This window comes from [Rhizobium] kunmingense (assembly GCF_977018605.1).
This window is the reverse complement of sequence record NZ_CDRNXG010000001.1, coordinates 1354872-1372181: the sequence shown is the minus strand read 5'-3', so window position 1 is coordinate 1372181 and position 17310 is coordinate 1354872. Positions and strand designations below refer to the sequence as shown.

The 17310-nt window shown below is 61.9% G+C and carries 10 protein-coding genes; 6 read left to right on the top strand and 4 right to left on the bottom strand.

Annotation, left to right across the window (positions count from 1 at the left end; genetic code table 11):
• Positions 1–68: 68 nt before the first annotated feature.
• Positions 69–1502 (bottom strand): M20 family metallopeptidase, encoded by a 1434-nt coding sequence (locus tag AC0JZ4_RS06670; protein ID WP_471885621.1) that lies wholly within the window; start codon positions 1500–1502, stop codon positions 69–71.
• A 484-nt stretch (positions 1503–1986) separates the two neighbouring features.
• On the opposite strand from AC0JZ4_RS06670, the gene AC0JZ4_RS06665 reads away from it, so the two are divergent.
• The 5 genes from AC0JZ4_RS06665 to AC0JZ4_RS06645 all read left to right on the top strand — a co-directional run bounded on the left by AC0JZ4_RS06665 (position 1987) and on the right by AC0JZ4_RS06645 (position 7413).
• Positions 1987–3585 (top strand): ABC transporter substrate-binding protein, encoded by a 1599-nt coding sequence (locus AC0JZ4_RS06665; protein WP_471885620.1) that lies wholly within the window; start codon positions 1987–1989, stop codon positions 3583–3585.
• A gap of 161 nt (positions 3586–3746) precedes the next feature.
• Positions 3747–4751, top strand: a complete 1005-nt coding sequence (locus AC0JZ4_RS06660) for an ABC transporter permease subunit (protein ID WP_471885619.1) — start codon at positions 3747–3749, stop codon at positions 4749–4751.
• 27 nt (positions 4752–4778) lie between these two features.
• Positions 4779–5696, top strand: coding sequence for an ABC transporter permease subunit (locus AC0JZ4_RS06655; protein ID WP_471885618.1), 918 nt, complete (start codon positions 4779–4781; stop codon positions 5694–5696).
• Between the two features lie 2 nt (positions 5697–5698).
• Positions 5699–6562 (top strand): ABC transporter ATP-binding protein, encoded by an 864-nt coding sequence (locus AC0JZ4_RS06650; protein WP_471885617.1) that lies wholly within the window; start codon positions 5699–5701, stop codon positions 6560–6562.
• Positions 6559–7413, top strand: a complete 855-nt coding sequence (locus AC0JZ4_RS06645) for a dipeptide ABC transporter ATP-binding protein (protein ID WP_471885616.1) — start codon at positions 6559–6561, stop codon at positions 7411–7413. Before AC0JZ4_RS06650 ends, AC0JZ4_RS06645 begins: the two co-directional genes overlap by 4 nt.
• Positions 7414–7470: 57 nt before the next feature.
• Here the strand turns inward: AC0JZ4_RS06645 and pbpC are convergent, their stop codons facing one another.
• Both pbpC and AC0JZ4_RS06635 read right to left on the bottom strand, forming a co-directional pair.
• The gene (pbpC, locus tag AC0JZ4_RS06640; protein ID WP_471885615.1) at positions 7471–9552 is read right to left on the bottom strand and encodes a penicillin-binding protein 1C; all 2082 of its coding nucleotides are present in this window, start codon (positions 9550–9552) and stop codon (positions 7471–7473) included.
• Positions 9553–9770: 218 nt separating this feature from the next.
• Complete coding sequence (locus AC0JZ4_RS06635) at positions 9771–15236, bottom strand: alpha-2-macroglobulin family protein (RefSeq protein WP_471885614.1); 5466 nt, start codon at positions 15234–15236, stop codon at positions 9771–9773.
• A 214-nt stretch (positions 15237–15450) separates the two neighbouring features.
• On the opposite strand from AC0JZ4_RS06635, the gene AC0JZ4_RS06630 reads away from it, so the two are divergent.
• Positions 15451–16374: a methylenetetrahydrofolate reductase gene (locus AC0JZ4_RS06630; RefSeq protein WP_471885613.1), complete on the top strand. Its 924-nt coding sequence runs from the start codon at positions 15451–15453 to the stop codon at positions 16372–16374.
• Positions 16375–16465: 91 nt separating this feature from the next.
• Here the strand turns inward: AC0JZ4_RS06630 and AC0JZ4_RS06625 are convergent, their stop codons facing one another.
• The gene (locus tag AC0JZ4_RS06625) at positions 16466–17227 is read right to left on the bottom strand and encodes a TerC family protein (protein WP_471885612.1); all 762 of its coding nucleotides are present in this window, start codon (positions 17225–17227) and stop codon (positions 16466–16468) included.
• Between the last annotated feature and the right edge of the window lie 83 nt (positions 17228–17310).

The following is a 17310-nucleotide window of genomic DNA, read 5'->3' as shown; positions in this document are numbered from 1 at the left end:
CCAAAAGCGGCAGAAGCGACGCCCGTCGTTCAATATAATTGACGCGCGCCGCCAGGGATATTCGGCCTTCAGCGCGTTGCCATCGCAGCGATCGGCGGCTCGGCCGATGCGGGAATAGGGCTCTTGTAAGCCTGCCCCTTGTGGCGGCGCTTGAGATCGACCCAGGCCGCCTCACGCAGCTGCTCGCTTTGCAGCGCGGCAAGACCGGTTGCCGCCATGGCCTTGGCGACCGACACCATACCCTTGTGCGCAAGCGCGCTCTTGCCTTGGGCGACGACCTGCCATGTATGCAGCTGCGTGCCTATCGCCAGCGTTGCACCATAGGCCTGCACCGTCGGCACGACCCAGCTGACATCGCCGACATCGGTGGAACCGCCCATCTGGCGCAGCTCGTTATGGGCGGGCAGAATGAAGTCCGCGAGCGGAATATCCCGTTCTTCCAGCCGCTCCTGCGCCCAGCTTGCGGCAATATCCTGCGGTGTCAGCGTGGCGCGGATCTTTTCGGCAAAGGCAGAATCCTCGGCATCGAAGGCCGGCGCACCCATGCTGTCCCAGATATCCTGCATCGCGTCCATCAGCGGCGTATTGACCACGAGGTTCGAGACGCCGGCAAGAACGGTGCTTTCGACCGTCGTTTCGGTCATCAACGCAGCACCTTCGGCAACCTTCTTCACGCGCTCGATCAGCGAGAACAGGCCGGCAAGCTCCGGTGCACGAACGACGTAGCGAACCTTGGAGTAAGCCTGAACGACGTTGGGCGAGATGCCGCCAGCATCCAGAATGGCGTAGTGAATGCGGCAATCGGACGGCATGTGTTCGCGCATATAATTGACACCGACGCTCATCAGCTCGACAGCATCGAGCGCGCTGCGCCCCAGTTCAGGCACCGCCGCCGCATGGGCCGCTCGGCCGGTGAAGGTGAAATCGATGCGGCAATTGGCAAGCGAGGTTTCGCGTTGTACGCCGGCGAAATTGCTCGGATGCCAGCTGATCGCAATATCGACATCGGAGAAGGCACCGTCGCGCACCATGAAAGCCTTGGCGGCACCGCCCTCCTCTGCCGGGCAGCCATAATAGCGCACCCGGCCGGGCGTGCCGGTCTCTTCCAGCCAGTCCTTTACGGCTGTTGCCGCGAGCATCGAGGCGGACCCGAGCAGATTGTGGCCGCAACCATGACCATTGGCACCGGCGATAAGAGGCTCATGTGCGGTTGCACCGGCCTTCTGGCTCAAGCCGGCCAGCGCGTCGAACTCGCCGAGGAATGCGATAACCGGACCACCTTCCCCCGCCTCACCAATCAGTGCGGTCGGGATGCCTGCAACATTGTCGGTGATCGAAAAACCTTGCGCCTCAAGCATTTCCCTGTGCGAGGCAGCGGACTCCGTCTCCATGTAACATGTCTCCGGCGTTTCCCAGACCCGGTCGGCGAGTTCCTTGAAAACCTCGGTCTTGCGGTCCACCAGATCCCAAACGAGAGGATGATTGGAATTGCCTTCGGTCATGAAATACCAGCCTTTGAAAATTGTTGGGGGAGCGCTCGATACCTACTCCTTTCACCAATGGGCGCAACGCTTAATGCGGGAAATTAAGGCGTTGAGTACCAAATCAGCAAAATCGGTACAGTTGTGATCGAAGAGCAGGGCCTACCGTCTCGACAACGCACCGATAATCGCTATTCTCGCGCGCCACGGCAGCAACACACGCCTAGCGCGAGGGGCAAGCCGGGAATAAATATGGAGAGAATAGCATCAGTACAGCATGAAGTTCTAAAACAGGATTGGCGAGTGAAAATTCATTCCCTTGACCTGTTTGGCACTCGTGCTTAAGGGGCCATTCTGTTCGAGAGGGGAAAATACGCGACCGGCGTGACGTTTACGTGCCGGTCAGGAGGTGAAGAAAAAGCTTGTCCACAAGGTGCGGCGAAACGCACCAGAGTTCGGGAAAATCAACCGCGCCGGGGATGCCGGTGCAGGTAAGGGAGACTACATGAAACGCACACTCACGCTTGCGGCGGCAGCACTTCTGTCCGCGACTTTCTTTGCTGGTGCAGCCAGCGCCAAGACCTTCGTATATTGCTCTGAAGGTTCGCCGGAAGGTTTCGATCCGGGCATGTATACTGCCGGCACGACCTTCGATGCATCGGCCCATCCGATCTACAACCGCCTGCTCGAATTCAAGCCGGGCACGACGGAGCCGGAAGCTGGTCTGGCCGAAAGCTACACCGTTTCTGAAGACGGCACCGTCTACACATTCAAGCTGCGTCAGAACGTCAAGTTCCAGACGACCGACTTCTTCACCCCGACCCGTACGCTCAACGCCGACGACGTTCTCTTCTCGATCGAGCGCCAGCTGAAGGCCGACCACCCGTGGAACCAGTACATTGCTGGCGCCGCCTGGGAATATGCAGCCGGCATGGGCTTCCCGGAGCTGATCAAGTCGATCGAAAAGGTCGACGACATGACCGTTAGGTTCACGCTCAACAAGCCGGAAGCGCCGTTCCTCGCCAACCTGGCGATGCCGTTCGCGTCGATCGTCTCGAAGGAATACGCTGACAGCCTGGAAGCCGCCGGCACCAAGGAACAGCTGAACCAGCAGCCGGTCGGCACTGGCCCGTTCTCGTTCGTCGCCTATCAGCAGGATGCGGTCATCCGCTACAAGAAGAACGCCGACTACTGGGGCACCGCACCTAAGATCGACGATCTTGTCTTCGCCATCACCAGCGATGCAGCCGTTCGTTACCAGAAGCTGAAGGCCGGCGAATGCCACCTGATGCCGTTCCCGAACGCCGCAGATGTTGAATCGATGAAGGCCGATCCGAACCTCACGGTTCTCGAGCAGGAAGGCCTCAACGTCGCCTACCTCGCCTACAACACGACCCAGGCACCGTTCGACAAGCCGGAAGTGCGCAAGGCGCTCAACATGGCGATCAACAAGAAGGCGATCGTCGACGCCGTCTTCCAGGGCATGGCGACACCCGCCAAGAACCCGATCCCGCCGACGATGTGGTCCTATAACGAGGCAACTCAGGACGACGAGTACAACCTCGACGCAGCCAAGAAGATGCTCAACGACGCAGGCGTAACCGACCTGTCGATGAAGATCTGGGCAATGCCGGTTTCGCGTCCCTACATGCTGAACGCACGCCGCTCTGCTGAAATCATGCAGGACGACTTTGCCAAGATCGGCGTCAAGGTCGAGATCGTTTCCTACGAATGGGCCGAATACCTCGACCGTTCGAAGGCAAAAGACCGCGATGGTGCCGTCATCCTCGGCTGGACCGGTGACAACGGCGACCCGGATAACTTCCTCGACACCCTGCTCGGCTGCAACGCAGTCGGCGGCAACAACCGCGCACAGTGGTGCAACGAAGAGTTCGACGGGCTGGTGAAGAAGGCCAAGGTCACTTCCGACCAGGAAGAGCGCACCAAGCTCTACGAACAGGCTCAGCTTGTCTTCAAGAAGGAAGCTCCCTGGGCAACCATCGACCACTCGCTGGCTATCGTTCCGATGGCTAAGGGCGTGACCGGCTTTACCCAGAGCCCGCTCGGCGACTTCACCTTCGAAGCGGTCGATATCGCCGAGTAATCCGGCAGCACCACAACTTTTTGCCGCGGGATACATTGCGTTTCCCGCGGCATTTTCTTAAGAGACGCCCAAAAATGTGGCGTTAGCGCCGCAATTGCCGCTTTCTTAGGCTTGACAAAAAGCTTGAAACCGGCCCGCAACAAACCCTTAAAGGTTTCAGAATGTTTGGCTTTCTCTTGCGGCGGCTCGCCGTGCTGATCCCGACCTTCCTCGGGGTCTCGATCATCGCCTTCTCCTTCATCCGGCTTCTTCCGGGTGATCCGGTCGCGCTCCTTTCGGGTGAGCGCGTCATGTCGCCGGAAAGGCACGCGCAGATTTCCGCCCAGCTCGGCATGGATCGACCGATGGTCATCCAGTATTTCGATTACCTCGGCGGCGTTCTGACCGGTGATTTCGGTTCGTCGATCGTCTCCAAGAGGCCGATCATCGACCAGTTCTTCGCGCTTTTCCCGGCGACGGTCGAACTGTCGCTCTGTGCCATGTTCATCGCCATCGTGCTCGGCATTCCAGCCGGCGTCATCGCCGCCATGAAGCGCGGCTCGATCTTCGACCAAGGCCTGATGGGCATCGCACTCGTCGGCTATTCGATGCCGATCTTCTGGTGGGGCCTGCTTCTCATCATCCTGTTCTCCGGCACCCTCCAGTGGTTCCCGGTTTCGGGCCGCATCTCGCTGATGTTCTATTTCCCGCAGGTCACCGGCTTCATGCTGATCGACAGCGTGATTTCGGGCCAGAAGGGCGCCTTCGCATCGGCCGTCAGCCACTTGGCGCTGCCGTCGATCGTGCTGGCCACCATCCCGCTCGCCGTCATCGCCCGCCAGACGCGCTCGGCCATGCTGGAAGTTCTTTCCGAGGACTATGTCCGTACCGCACGCGCCAAGGGTCTTTCGCCTTTCCGCGTCGTCGGCGTACATGCGCTGCGAAACGCCATGATCCCGGTCATCACCACGATCGGCCTGCAGATCGGCGTCATGCTGGCAGGCGCGATCCTGACCGAGACGATCTTTTCCTGGCCGGGCATCGGCAAATGGATGGTCGACAGCGTCTTCCGCCGCGACTACCCGGTCATCCAGGGCGGCCTTCTGCTGATCGCTGCGATCATCATGACCGTGAACCTCATCGTTGATCTGCTCTACGGCCTGATCAACCCGCGTATCCGTCACTGATCGGCCGGCAAGAAGGAGAAAAATCCCATGGCAGATACAATCGCCAACAAGTCCGCCGAACCGGTGACCACCGGCCAGATGCGCCGCCAGATGCTCAAGGAGTTCTGGTTCTACTTCTCCGAAAACCGTGGCGCCGTCATCGGCCTCTATGTTTTCGTCGCCCTTGTCATCGTTGCGGTCTTCGCATCGGTGCTGGCGCCGCATTCGCCCTTCGAACAGTATCGTGATGCTGTCCTGATGCCGCCGGCATGGACCGAAGGCGGCAGCTGGAACTACATTCTCGGCACCGATCCGGTCGGCCGCGACATCCTTTCGCGCCTCATCTACGGCGCCCAGTATTCGCTCTTCATCGGCGTCTTCGTCACCTCGCTGTCGCTCATCGGCGGCATCCTGGTCGGCCTTATCGCCGGTTACTACCGCGGCTGGGTCGATACCGTGATCATGCGCCTGATGGACATCATCCTGGCGTTCCCGTCGCTGCTTCTGGCGCTGGTTCTGGTCGCCATCCTCGGCCCAAGCCTCACCAACGGCATGATCGCCATCGCGCTGACGCTGCAGCCGCATTTCGTACGCCTGACACGCGCCGCCGTGATGGCCGAGAAGACCCGCGACTACGTGACCGCCGCCCGCATTGCCGGCGCAAGCCCGCTGCGCCTGATGTTCCGCACCATTCTGCCGAACTGCACCGCACCGCTGATCGTCCAGGCGACCTTGTCGTTCTCGAACGCGATCCTCGATGCGGCCGCCCTTGGCTTCCTCGGCATGGGCGCACAGCCGCCGGCGCCCGAATGGGGCACGATGCTGGCGGAATCCCGCGAATTCATCCTGCGCGCCTGGTGGGTCGTCACCTTCCCCGGCCTTGCAATCCTCATCACCGTTCTCGCCATCAATCTGATGGGTGACGGCCTGCGCGATGCGCTTGACCCGAAGCTGAAGAGGTCCTGATCATGTCGCTCCTGCAAATCGACAATCTCACCGTCGAATTCGAAACCGCAACCGGCTGGTTCAAGGCCGTCGACGGCGTCTCGATCTCTGTCGACAAGGCCGAGGTTCTCGCAATCGTCGGCGAATCGGGTTCGGGCAAGTCCGTATCCATGCTCGCCGTCATGGGCCTTCTGCCCTGGACGGCGAAGATCACGGCCGACCGCATGCTGTTCGAAGGCAAGGATATCCAGAAGTTCTCGCCGGCCGAACGACGCAAGCTGATCGGCAAGGATATCGCGATGATCTTCCAGGAGCCGATCGCCAGCCTCAACCCGTGCTTCACGGTGGGCTTCCAGATCGAGGAAGTGCTGCGCATCCATCTCGGCCTCAACAAAAAGGATCGCCGCGCCCGCGCCATCGAACTGTTCAAGCAGGTCGGATTGCCGAACCCGGAAGAGCGGATGAACGCCTACCCGCACCAGATGTCGGGCGGCCAGTGCCAGCGCGTGATGATCGCCATCGCCATCGCCTGCAATCCGAAACTCCTGATCGCCGACGAGCCGACAACCGCGCTCGACGTGACGATCCAGAAGCAGATCCTTGATCTCATCATGGACCTGCAGGCGCGCACCGGCATGGGCCTGATCATGATCACCCATGACATGGGCGTGGTCGCCGAGACTGCCGACCGCGTCGTCGTGCAGTACAAGGGCCGCAAGATGGAGGAGGCCGATGTGCTGTCCCTCTTCGAGAACCCGAAGAGCAACTACACGAAGGCGCTTCTGGCAGCCCTGCCTGAAAACGCCACCGGCGACCGCCTGACCACGGTGTCCGCCTTCTTCGACGGCAACCCGGAACCGGCACCTTCTGCAGGAGCATCGGCATGAGCGACATCAAGACCACCGACACCATGCTCGAAGTGCGCGACATCAAGCGCGATTACGAACTGCCGGCCGGATTCATGAAGCCGAAGAAGACCCTTCATGCGGTAAAGGGCGTTTCCTTCAAGCTGGAGCGCGGCAAGACGCTGGCAATCGTCGGCGAGAGCGGCTGCGGCAAGTCCACGCTGGCGCGCATGATCACCTTCATCGACGAGCCGACCTCGGGTGAGCTGATCATCGACGGCAAGAAGATGGATACGCGTCCGGGCCATCTGACCCCTGAAATGCGCCAGAAGGTTCAGATCATCTTTCAGAACCCGTATGGCTCGCTCAATCCCCGCCAGAAGATTGGCGACGTCCTGGGTGAGCCGCTGGCGATCAACACCGACCTGTCGGCCGCCGAGCGCCGCAACCGCGCCACCGAAATGCTGATCAAGGTCGGCCTCGGCCCGGAACACTACAACCGCTACCCGCACATGTTCTCCGGCGGCCAGCGTCAGCGTATCGCGATCGCGCGCGCACTGATGATGAACCCGAAGCTGCTCGTACTCGACGAGCCGGTCTCGGCACTCGACCTCTCGGTCCAGGCCCAGGTTCTGAACCTGCTCGCCGACCTTCAGGACGAATTCGACCTGACCTATGTCTTCATCAGCCACGACCTGTCCGTCGTGCGCTACATCGCCGACGAGGTAATGGTGATGTATTTTGGCGAAGCGGTGGAATACGGCACGCGTGACGAGGTGTTCTCGGCGCCGAAGCACGAATATACACAGACCCTGTTCAAGGCGACGCCTAAGGCAGATGTAGAATCGATCCGGGCGCGTGTTGCGGCGAAAAAGGCCGCTTCGGCAGCTTAAGGCTCGCCACACGAATTTGAGTTTTAAGACCGGGAGGAGAAATCTTTCCGGTCTTTTTTATTCGACAAACACCCTCACCGTCGCAGCCCTACCGGCCGCGTCGATCACAGTCAGTGTCGAGAACCCTGCCCCCTCAGGCAGCCACTGATTGGTGCGCCGACGGGAAAGATCGACGAGCGGCTTGCCGTTGGCGAGCCATCGGAATGGCGGGCGCCCACCGTGGAGTTTAAGCACGAGCGGCGAAATATCTCCCGACAGGGCTCCGAGATCGACCTTCGCACCTTCCGGCGGGTAGACGATCTGCGGCGCGGCGTCCTGCGCGGACGAGCGGATCAACCCACCCGCCGTCACCGCAAACCGGCGCTGCCCAATCGGCAGATCGGATTGCGCCAGCCGCATGGTACCTGCCGGAGCGGAGGGATGCGGCGTGAAGGGCACGCCCGAACGGGCAAAGGCCTCGAACAGGATCGGCGCAGCCGTCTGGTAGCCGGCGATATCCGGCACCGCGCCATTATCCGGCCGCCCGACCCAGACACCGAGCACATGGCGCCCGTCATAGCCCACCGACCAGGCATCGCGATAACCGTAGCTGGTACCGGTCTTGTAGGCGATGCCGAGCCTTCGGCTGCCGGTCGGTGGAAGCACATCGGACAGGATGTCCGTGACATTCCAGATCGCCTGCCGCTCGAGCATCGGCTCGTTGTCGAGCATGGCGGGCTGTTCGTCGATACCGTTGCCGATACGGATCGGCTGGCCACCATTGGCGAGTGCCGCATAGGCCTGCACCAGATCCTTGAGCGTGATGCCGACCCCGCCAAGCCCGATTGCCAGCCCCGGCGCTTCGCTTAGCGGCAGGACCGGGTGCACACCGGCGCGGCGGAAACGGATCATCAGCCGCGACGGTCCGACAGCATCGAGCAGCCTGACCGCCGGCACGTTGAGCGACAGTTGCAGCGCCTGTCTTACCGTCACGTCGCCCTGATAGTTCATGTCGAAGTTCTTTGGCCGGTAACCGAAGAAGTCCGCAGGGCGATCCTCGATCATCGTCTCCTGTGAGACGAGCCCCTGTTCGAAGGCAAGACCATAGATAAACGGCTTCAACGTCGAACCGGGAGAGCGCAATCGGCGCGTCATGTCGATGAAGCCCGAGCGTCCCGCATCGAAATAATCCGCGGATCCCACCTCGCCGACGATCTCGCCTGTCACGGCATCCGCCATCACCATCGCCACCGAAACCTTTGGCGCGAGCTTGGCCGAGGCTTCGCGGGCGACCTCTTCCAGCCTCTGCTGGATCGGGCGCTTCAGCGTGCTGCGATAGTCTTGCCTTCCAGGCTCTCTGCGGATCGCCGCCTCGGCCAGATGGGCGGCATGGACCGGCAGTTGCAGCCGCACCTGCGGCATCGCGTCGTGAGCGGCGCGTTCCGCCTCGCCTTCGCCGGTCACCTGCGCCACGGCAGGGCGGGCAAGCACGCGCTCGCGTGCGGCAAGCGCAGCCTTGGGACGGCGGTCGGGGCGGCGGCTTTCCGGCGACTGCGGCAGGGCGACGAGAAGAGCAGCTTCCGCTACCGTCAGCCGCCTCGGCTCCTTGCCGAACCATGCGAGGCTTGCGGCCCGAACACCTTCCAGATTACCGCCATAAGGCGCGTGGGTGAGATACAGCCGCAGAATGTCGTCCTTGCCGAGGCGCCGCTCGAGCTGCAGCGCACGAGCGAGCTGCAGCAGCTTGGCCGAAAACGACCGCGTCTCACGCGGCTCGATCAGCCGCGCTACCTGCATGGACAATGTCGACGCGCCGGATACGACCCGACCATTCACGACAAGCTGCAGCGCCGCACGGCCGATCGCGACGGGATCGATACCGCCATGCTGGTAGAACCGGCGGTCTTCATAGGCGATCAGCATCTCGATAAAGCGCGGATCCACATCTTCGATATTGGTTTTCAGCCGCCAGCGCCCCTCAGGGGTAGCGAAAGCACGCAGCAATTCGCCATCGGCATCCAGCACTTCGCGCGAAACGATGGTGGCATTTTCAAGCGGCGGCGGATAGGCGCGATCGGCCCATTCGAGGCCGAGCCATGCCGCACCCGCCAGGACGAGGCAGGTCCCGAGACCGATCGAGAATGTCCACCTGCGCTTCATGCGGGTTCTTCTGTTGTCCGTTTTTCAATCATGCATCGAAATCCTTGCAGCGCCCGCCCCTCATCCGGCAGCCGCCATCTTCTCCCCATGAACGGGGAGAAGGACCGATGCCGCGACCTGCCCCCCTCTCCAACCCTGCGCAAACCACGTCCCGTCGCCCCGTTTACTGGGTGATGGTGAGGCCCACCGCGGATGCAGAGGGTGACAAGCAATACCCGTCACTCCGCCGCCAAAACCTCCATCTTGCCCAAAGCCGTCCGTGCCGAAAATTGCGGGCGATACATGTCGTCCACCTGTGCCGCCGGATGATCGTAGACGCCGGGCGTGACGGCGCGCACTACATAGGCCAGCGTGATCTGCCGGTTGTCGCCTTGCGAACGATCGAAGGCTGCCATGAAACGGTCATTGCGGAACTCCGTATGGGCGGCCTGCACCTCGTCGATCCAGTCGAAATTGGACAGGTTGGCGCTGTTGACGATGCTTGGATTGTCGATCTCGAAACCGGCCGGCAGCAGATCGGTCACGACGATGCGCGACGGCCAGTCATTGGTCTCCGTCACGGTCAGCACGACGACATAGCGCTCGTTCTGACGCGCTGCGCTGACATTCGCTTCCTCGCCCTCCATCGTGTAGTAGGACCGGGATATCTCGAACCCGTCGCCCCCGGCGGACAGCGGTGTTGCCGGTGCGGCCACCGTCGTGATCGCTGCGGACAGCGCATCGCTGCTGTCGTTGCGCACCGTCAGCGGATGATCGAGCAGAACATCACCCGCCATCTGCGACATCAGCACGCCGGTATGGCCGGCACCGTTGACGCTCAAACGCAGGCCTTCGTCGCCATTCTGCAAGGCACGGGCGGCAAGCAGCATCCAGGTCTGTTCCTGCGTGCTGGTGTATTTCTTCTGTCCCCATTCCTTGGCGACCACATCGGCAAGCGCCGGAACGATCGGCGGCACCGGGCGGCTTTCGGCGGCAAGCGCCAGAACGGCGGCGCCGTCGCGCAGCGACGAGCCATAGTCGGATCGGGCGAGGCTCACCTTATGGATCTGTGCAGCCTCGGTCATCTGCAACGCATTGCCGAAAATCGCCTGCGAGCGCTGCCCGTCGCCATAGAGCGAAAGTGCCGCCGCGATATGCGCCCTGGCGAGCGGCGTCGGAAAATCGCCAAGCATCGTATCGGCATAATAGCGCAGATCACTGATGGCAGCCTTGCGGTTACGCGCAAGCACATAGAGCGCATAGGCGATCTGGTTGCCCTGATCGCGCACGTTCGTCGTGTAGGAAAGCGTGTTCTGCAGGTTCTCCAGCGCCTGAACCAGAGGCTTCTCCGGCACGTCATACCCCTGTTCGCGTGCACGCGACAGGAAGTCGCTCACATAGGCATCCAGCCAGAGATCGCTGCCCGCGCCATCCGGTCCCCACAGGCCGAAACTGCCGGCGGACGCCTGGAAGGAGAGCACGCGATAGATCGCCTCCTGTACGCGCTTCTTCACCTCGGCATCGTCGGCTAGCCCATTCTGCACGGCCATTTCGCTGAGATAGAGCATTGGCAGCGCCCGGCTCGTCGTCTGCTCGGCGCAGCCGTAAGGGTAGCGGTCGAGGCTCATCAGCAGCGCCGGAATGTCGAAGGCGTTGGAGCGGCTGACATTGACGCTGACGGAAGCGCCCTGAAGCACGCTGTCGGCAAGCAGGTCGCTGTCGATGATGACGCTTGCACCCGGCCGAAGCTCCACCAGCCGGCGCTCCGTCACCGGCATCGCCGCCGGGCGCACCGGGATGTTGAGCACCTGATCGACCGACAGCCCGGTCGCATTGGCAAGCCGTACCGATACCGCCCCATCCCCCGGTTCGATGCCGACGAGCGGCAGCGTCACGCTTGTCTTGGCCCCGGCCGCCAGTTCCACCGGCTTGATGGCGCTTTGGCCGACGGCCACCGCATCGCTGGTTTCGACGGTAAGATCGTAAACACCGGCAGGCCCATCGGTGTTGGCGATATCGAGCCGCAGATTGCTGTCGTCTCCGGGTGCCAGAAAACGCGGCAGGCTGGCAGTGATGACGATCGGATCGCGGATAACGACATCCTTGACGCCGTGCCCGACACCGGATTTCGACCAGGCCACGGCCATGACCCGCGCCGTGCCGTTGAACTGCGGAATATCGAAGGAGACGTTTGCTCGGCCCTCGGCGTCCAGCTTCACCGGACCGGAGAAGAAGGCAACGAGCTTTTCCTTCGGCGGACTGGCCTGCAGCGCCATGCTGCCGCCGTCACCGCCGGTCCGCAACCGCCCGGTCGCGCCGAGCGAACCGTCGATCAGTCGGCCGTAAATATCGCGAATTTCGAGCCCCAGGCGGCGCTGGCCGAAGTACCAGTCGTCGGGCGCGGGCGGCTCGTAACGGGTGAGGTTCAATATGCCGACATCGACGGCTGCAACCGTGACGTAGGCATCCTCATTCACACCCGCACCCGCCACCTGCAGCGAGATATCCAGCGGCTGGCGCGGCACGGTCTTTTCCGGGGCGTCGATGGCGATCGAGAGGTCCCGCGCTGCCGGATCGACTTTCAGCCAGGTTATGCCGATTGCCCGCATCGGCATGCGGCTTTCGCGCGCCTCGCCCGGACGGTATAGCGTCGCAGTGACGTAGGCGCCGGCTCCCCAATCGGCGGTAACGGGGATTTCCACCTCACCGCCATTCTCGGAAATGCTGGCGGTCTGGACGGTAATAAGCTCCTCGGATCCCGCCATCACCATCAGCTCGCCGGCATGGCGCGAGGCGACCTTCAATCTTGCCGTATCGCCAACCACATAACTCGGCTTGTCGAGCGCGATTTCCAGTGCATCCGGCGTTTCGGTCGATGTGGCAGTGACGAACCAGCCGGCATCGAACTCGACGCTGGAGGCCGGGCCGCCGATATCCGCCGTTTCGACCTCCAGCCGGTAGCGCCCCCATTCGACCGGAACGGCGATCCGCCCACCGTCCGCTGTCACGTCGACGGTACCGTTCGAAACCTGTCGTGTGCGGGTGATCGGTTCGTAACGCCAGGAATTTCCGTCGCGATACCACTGGTAATCCTGATCGACCTTGATGAGCTTCCATGCAAGACCAGCTATCGCTTGCCTGCTACCGGCATCGTCGATGAGGATGACGTTGAAATTGCCCACCGCACCTTCGGGCAGGTCGCCTGAGAATTCAGGTTTTATGCCGATCCGCGAGCCATCGGATTTTACCGGCAGCGACAGGTTGCGTTCGATCGCCCGTCCACCCGTCTCCTGCATGCGTACGACGATATCCGCATTGATGAGCTTGGTGGTCGACGGCAGTTCGGCAACATCCGCGTCGAAGACCGCCTTGCCCTCTTCATCCGTCTCGCCCAGGGCATCAAGCGGAATGCGCACGGTTTCGGTTTCCTCCTCGTCGGCAAGGCCGAATTGGTAGCCGGGGAAAGCTGCGTTTTCCCGCGTCGGCTTCAACGCAATCTCGCCTTCAAGACCGAGGCCGGCAGCAGGCGCACCGTAGAGATAACGACCGTCGATGGTCACCGAAGCCGCATCGCCGACGACGATCTCCTTTGCTTCACTGGCCATGTCGAATTCGATGCGATCCGGCACGAAATCATCGACCAGAAACGTCTTCTCGCCGATCGACGAACCCTTGGGATCGGTAAACACCTGCATCGTCCAGGTGCCGCGCATGGATGTGTCCTGCAGGACGAGGTCGAGCGTATAGCCGCCGATATTGCCGGTCCTCACCATGCGCCGGTCTTCTACACCGTCAGGGCGCAGGAAAACGAAGGTGAGCGGCAGGTTTTCGATGGCGGTCGCATCGACATTGCGGGCAAGCGCACTGGCATGAACCACTTCGCCGGGGCGGTAGATGCCGCGCTCGGTCCAGGAAAGAAGGTCGATAGCACCCGGTGCCGGGCGACCTGTGACGCCGCGATCGGAAAGATCGAAACCGGCGCGGGTCATGTCGAGAAAGACATAGTCCGCACCGCCGCTTTCGGCCCCGCCTTGCGCCGTCAGCACGGCCGGCACCATGGCGGCGGTGCCGCGCATCAGACCGGCGGTAAAGGTCGCCCGGCCATCAGCATCGGTCTTCGCCGTGCCGAGGATCTCGTTGTTCTTCGCCAGCAATTGCAGATCCACACCCGCGATGGGCTTTGCCGAACCGAGCGAACGCGCAAACACGTTGAGCCCGTCCGTGCCGGCATAGGTGGTAAGCCCTATATCGGACACGACGAACCATTGCGTCGCCTTGTTGTCCCATTCCTGACTGACGGCATTGGCGGCAGATGCCGTCAGTACATAGACGCCAGGCTTGCGTTCCGGCAGCGCCTCGTCGACCGGGAAGCTTGTGGTCACATCCCGGTTGAGCTCCTGACCGAGATCGATCGTACCCTGCCAGACGACTTCGCCGTTCTCCTGCTCGATCCGGTCGGCGCTATAGCCGCTCATCTGGGTGAGGAACTGGGAATTGGTAAGAAGCGGCGCGATATTGCGGTCACCGATCCGGTAAAGCTTCAGGTTGGCCCGTTCGGTGTTGACCGAAACGATCGGAATGCCGCGGCGCGCGGTCGATGGCAGCACGAAGCTGTCGCCGGTGAACCGCACCATCGGCGAGCGGTCCTTCACATAGACCTCCAGATCGACCTGAACCGGCAGCGGCTCGTCGACCGAAGATGGCAGGCCACGACGCAGCGACAGCTTGTAGCGCTGGCCATGCACCAGACCTTCGACGCAGATCTGGTTGTCCTTCGCTTCCATCGCCTTCGGCGCCTGACCGTCGAGCGTCACGAAGGGCGCGTAGTCGATACCGGCCTTCACCAGTGGTTCGGAAAACTGCACGCATGCGCGCGGATTGGCGCTGTCGGCATCGACCGTGTTGCCGGAGACACGAAACCCCTGGCGTTCACGCAGGTCGTTATAGGTCGCCTGCACGGTGCGGGCGCTGACGAGCGCCAGGCTCTGCTTGTAGGCTGTGAGTGCCGGGCGATAATTCTGCTGCTTGGCAAGTGCCGCGCCGAGCACAGCAAGTGCATCGGCGCGGACCTCTGTGCTGCGAGAAAGAAGATAGCCGTTGATGGCAGCAAGCGTGCCTTCACTGTCAGCGCTGCTGTTATTGACACCGACGGCGGCGGCGCGGGCAAGTGCGATCCATAGATCGCCGTCATCCGGCGTCAGCGACAGCGCGCCTTTGTAATTGTAGATCGCTGTATCCACCCGCCCGGAGAGAAGCTCGTTCTGGGCAATCGTCTTGAGGGTCTCGATGCCGTATCCCTGCTGGTTGTCGCCCAGCGCCAGCCCATCCTTCTGCTCCCGCGCCTGGGTCAGCATGTCATCCGACAGGAACGAAAGACGCGGCGGTGCACCGATATCCAGCTGCGCTGCCACCTCGACGATCTTGCCGGCAACCGCACCGGAAAAGGCGTTCAGCGGGCCATGGTCGGACTTGAGGAAACACCATCTGGCCTTGACGTTGTAGGTGAAGGCGCGGCACTGGTTGTCGCCTATGCAAGCCGTCTCGCACTGGTCCTGACCGACGTTCTTGACGGTCCTCAAATCAAAACCGAGATAATCGCCATCGATCGTCGTTTCGATCCTTCGCTCCTGCGCCAGAAGCGGTGTTGCGACAACAAGAGACGAAACCAGCAAAGCTGAAAAGCCGAAGAACGCGCGCCTAGACATCAACAAGTCCCCCCGTGGCAGCCATCGGATAGGTTGTTGTCCAATGTCAATTCACGCTTGTCAACGATCCTGATCGCCGTCGCAAACGGAGCAATTCAAACCAAAAGTGGCGCAGCGAGAAAACTGCTCTCCGAAAAGCTGTGCCAAGAATGCCGATACGCGCCTCTTGAAGCTGTGGCGGAAAGACAGTCTTGTGATGTAGAAGGCAGTCGATATGGCAATTCTGAACGTGTTCAAAAGCAAGCGTGCGACCGACAAGCCGGCGCCTCAGGGCTTCGGCCCGCTCCTCGGCGGCTATTCGATCGAGGTCATGCCGCGCACCGCGGCCAAGATCGAGGATTTTCGCGCCTTTCTCCCCATCGGCACGCGCGTCTATATCGCCCATATCGACGGCACCCCGATCGAGGACATGGTCGCGACAGCGCGTCGGCTGACGGATGAAGGCTATGCCGTCATGCCGCATATCCCGGCGCGCAGCATCCATGGCAAAGCGATGCTGGAGGATTGGCTGAGCCGTTATGCCAACGAGGCAGGCGTCAGCCAGGCCCTGCTTCTGGCAGGCGGGGTCGCATCGCCGGCAGGCGATCTCGCAAGCTCTCTGCATCTGCTCGAAACCGGCCTCTTCGACCGCTTCGGCTTCAAGCGCCTGCATGTCGCCGGGCACCCGGAAGGTAACAGGGATATCGACCCGGACGGCACGACGCTTCTGGTCGACGAGGCGTTGAAGTTCAAGCAGGCATGGTCGGAACGCAGCGAGGCGGACATGGCGATCGTCACGCAGTTCGCCTTCGACGCCAAGCCGGTGATCCTCTGGGCGGAACGGATTGCCGCCGCCGGCGTAAAACTGCCGATCCATCTTGGCGTGACCGGCCCAACCAAGCTTCAGACGCTGATCAAATTCGCGATCTCCTGCGGCGTCGGCCCCTCGCTCGGCGTGTTGCAGAAACGTGCACTCGACCTCAGCAAGCTGCTGACACCTTATGTACCGGACGAGTTCCTCGCCGACATCGCAGCCTACAAGGCTGAAAACCCTCAGAGCCTGATCGAACAGATCCATGTCTTCCCGCTCGGCGGCATTCGCCCGAGCGCCGAATGGGTGAACGAGCGCCACAGCGCGCAACAGCTCAAGAGCGCCTGACCGGCGGCGCTACGCGCAATCTTGGAAGATTCAAATGAAAACGGCGCGATCCGAAGATCGCGCCGCAATGTTTTCAAGTGCGGAAAACCGCTTAGTTGGCGGGTGCCGGCGCAGCGGGTGCTGCCGGGGCCGGGCTGGCTGCCGGCGCATCGGCCGGAGCCGTGACTGCTGCGCCTTCGCTGCCAAGGAAGGGAATGCCGTCGAAGGCATTCGGCCACAGGGCCGTCGTGCCGTTGAAGATCATTTCCAGCGCCACGTAGAGGATGATGACGAGACCGACATAGGCGATCCAGCGATGGCGGTTGAGCAGGCGAGCGATGAAGGTCGCAGCGAGACCCATGAGCGCGATCGAGAGGCCGAGACCGACGATCAGGACCCATTCGTGGTCGCCCGCGGCACCGGCCACGGCAAGCACGTTGTCAAGCGACATGGAGACGTCGGCGACGACGATCTGCCAGGCGGCCTGGGCGAAGGTCTTTTTCGGCGCGCCGCCGGCAACCGTGCCATCCTTGTTGATGTCGGCAGATTCCAGCGCCTCTTCTGCAGCTTCCTCGTGCTGGTGCGGTGTGCGCAATTCACGCCACATCTTCCACGACACATAGAGAAGCAGGATACCGCCGGCGACGAGAACCGTGCCGCCCATGGCCAGCAGCTGCTGGGTAATGGCCGCGAAGAAGATACGAAGAACGGTTGCTGCAATGATACCGACCAGAATGGCCTTTGCGCGCAGTTCCTTGGGAAGACCGGCAGCGGCAAGGCCGATGACAATCGCATTATCGCCTGCCAGAACCAGGTCGATCATAATAACTTGCAGGAGCGCGCTAAGCGCATCCGGCGTCAGGAAATCCATCATACGACACCCTATCTTAAGATGGGATGCCTCATGTCCTGATGACCGCCAGCCGCAAGGCTCCGGGCAAGGGACCGGAACGCATC

What these genes read in the sequence shown, in the direction of transcription:
- AC0JZ4_RS06670 (WP_471885621.1), bottom strand. Translation starts at nt 1,502, where the DNA reads ATGACCGAAGGCAATTCCAATCATCCTCTCGTTTGGGATCTGGTGGAC.
- AC0JZ4_RS06665 (WP_471885620.1), top strand. Translation starts at nt 1,987, where the DNA reads ATGAAACGCACACTCACGCTTGCGGCGGCAGCACTTCTGTCCGCGACT.
- AC0JZ4_RS06660 (WP_471885619.1), top strand. Translation starts at nt 3,747, where the DNA reads ATGTTTGGCTTTCTCTTGCGGCGGCTCGCCGTGCTGATCCCGACCTTC.
- AC0JZ4_RS06655 (WP_471885618.1), top strand. Translation starts at nt 4,779, where the DNA reads ATGGCAGATACAATCGCCAACAAGTCCGCCGAACCGGTGACCACCGGC.
- AC0JZ4_RS06650 (WP_471885617.1), top strand. Translation starts at nt 5,699, where the DNA reads ATGTCGCTCCTGCAAATCGACAATCTCACCGTCGAATTCGAAACCGCA.
- AC0JZ4_RS06645 (WP_471885616.1), top strand. Translation starts at nt 6,559, where the DNA reads ATGAGCGACATCAAGACCACCGACACCATGCTCGAAGTGCGCGACATC.
- pbpC (WP_471885615.1), bottom strand. Translation starts at nt 9,552, where the DNA reads ATGAAGCGCAGGTGGACATTCTCGATCGGTCTCGGGACCTGCCTCGTC.
- AC0JZ4_RS06635 (WP_471885614.1), bottom strand. Translation starts at nt 15,236, where the DNA reads ATGTCTAGGCGCGCGTTCTTCGGCTTTTCAGCTTTGCTGGTTTCGTCT.
- AC0JZ4_RS06630 (WP_471885613.1), top strand. Translation starts at nt 15,451, where the DNA reads ATGGCAATTCTGAACGTGTTCAAAAGCAAGCGTGCGACCGACAAGCCG.
- AC0JZ4_RS06625 (WP_471885612.1), bottom strand. Translation starts at nt 17,227, where the DNA reads ATGATGGATTTCCTGACGCCGGATGCGCTTAGCGCGCTCCTGCAAGTT.